Below are 1,994 nucleotides of genomic sequence, written 5' to 3' on the forward strand. Positions count from 1 at the left end.
GCCTGAAAGGCCATCTCTGGGCCGCGCTCCGCGCGAAGCGGGCCGAGCCCGCAGAGAAGGAGGCGTTTGGCGCGGCCTCGGGCCGCTTGGCGAAGCCGACCGGGTGCCCTCTGGGCGGGGGACTTTCAGGCCTCGGCCAACCATTCGTGAAAAAGCCTCACCGTTATATGATTGTTGATCTAGACGCCACCTGCCGCGACCGTGGGATGCCCCGTGACGAGATAGGGGCCTGCCACTTTTGGGGCAGCACCACCGAGGCATTGACGATGCCCGAAATATCGCCGCGCTCGCTCGCCTGATTTTAGCGTAGAATAGCCCTACGAGGACGAATAGTAATGGCGATTATGACGGGGCTTTCCGGCAACGAGATGTTCTGCTTGCACCTGAAGGGCTTCGCGCCCGGCGAGCTGGTGATTGGCAATAGTGTCTATTCAATGGGTTTTGTGGGCTCCGTGGGAGCGGGCTTGAAGACGATGATGGGCGGTGAGATCGAGCAAGTCACCAAGATCATCCATGAGGGGCGACAGAGCGCACTGGCGCGTATGGTCAAAGAGGCAGAGCACCACGGCGGAATCGGCATCACCGGAGTCTCCAGTGAGCTAATCTGGCAGGCGGGTAATGTGGAGTTTCTCTCGATTGGCTCCTGTATCCACCACGAGGGCAATAAGTCCGAGAAGCTGGCGTTCTCCACCTCCGCCGATGGTCAGGAGCTCTACTGCCAGCTCGACTGCGGTTTCATGCCCGTGAAGTTCGTCTTTGGCAATGTCGCGTACTCGATTGGGATCGGTGGCGGGATCATGGGTGGCCTGCGCTCGCTCTCGCGTGGCGAAGTCAAGGAGTTCTCTGATGTCTTCAATGAGACGCGGCACAGGGCGCTCTGGCGCATCACCGAGGAAGCGCGGGAAGCCGGAGCCAACGCCGTTCTCGGCATCCAGACCTCGATCTTGCCGCTCAATGGGATGCAAGAGATGGTGATGGTGGGCACTGCATCGCGCCATGCCGATCTCGACCCGCGCCACTTTGAGAGCCCGATCACCAGCGATCTCACCAACGAGGAACTCTGGAATATCTGGTACATGGGCTACCAGCCGATCCAGCTCGTACTCGGCGTCTCGGTCTACTCGCTGGGCTTCGTGGGCAGCTTCACCGCCGCGTTTAAGTCGTTCGTGCGCGGCGAGATCCCCGAGCTTTCGACCCTCATCTACGAGGCCCGCGAGAACGCAATCACACGCATTCGCGCCGATGCCGAGCTCGTCGGAGCCGACGATGTGGTGGGGATCAAGACCTATGTCTATAACCTTGGCAGCGGCCTGATCGAGTTCATGGCCATCGGCACTGCTGTCAAGAAAGTGGCGGGCACCAAAACCCTCACCAGCGCACTCCCACCGCAGGCCGTGATTAAGGACAAGGACACGTTCTACAACGCCGCCGAAAAAACACTCGGAGCGAACTTGAACGAGAGCAAAAAATAACCTCCTACTATACCCGGCGAGGGCAGGGAGAATATCACAGGTATAATACGCTTATGGCCTACAACAAATTTACCCTGGAGCTTCTCTCAGAGCGTTTTGGGCTGTGCTATGTACAGGCCGACACCCTCTTTCCTGGTGTTGCCCCCGTCACTCCCAGCCCTCTGCTTCAGGAAACGCTTCACAATAACCTGCCAATAGTGCTGGCCTTCGGGTCGGAGCGCTCCCGTTCGGAGCTACTGGTGTCTCCTGTTCTGCTGGAAGTACGGCGGCAGCTCGGGCTCCAAGTCAGTCTCTTTCCTGGAGTCGAGTTCGACGTGGATCGCAGCCAGGGACTCGATGGCTTCTGCGACTATCTCATCAGCGCCTCCGCAATCCAGTTCACGGTTCAAGCGCCAGTGATTGCTCTCGTGGAAGCTAAAAAAGGCGACCTCAGCTCCGGCCTGGCCCAGTGCCTCGCTGAGATGGTTGCCGCCTTGCGCTTTAACCAACACCACGACAAAACAGTGGAAACCGTCTATGGCG

At 59.1% G+C, this 1,994-nt stretch carries 3 protein-coding genes; all 3 read left to right on the plus strand.

Annotation, left to right across the window (positions count from 1 at the left end):
* A partial coding sequence (locus tag ACH2EH_RS06695; protein WP_395140131.1) for a hypothetical protein occupies window positions 1-299 on the plus strand: 299 nt, incomplete at its 5' end.
* Between the two features lie 36 nt (window positions 300-335).
* Entirely contained in the window at window positions 336-1,472 is a 1,137-nt protein-coding gene (locus ACH2EH_RS06700; RefSeq protein WP_395140133.1) for a heavy metal-binding domain-containing protein, read from the plus strand.
* Window positions 1,473-1,525: 53 nt separating this feature from the next.
* A partial coding sequence (locus ACH2EH_RS06705; protein WP_395140135.1) for a hypothetical protein occupies window positions 1,526-1,994 on the plus strand: 469 nt, incomplete at its 3' end.

It is taken from the genome of Armatimonas sp., assembly GCF_043760365.1.
In the GTDB taxonomy this organism is placed as follows: domain Bacteria; phylum Armatimonadota; class Armatimonadia; order Armatimonadales; family Armatimonadaceae; genus Armatimonas.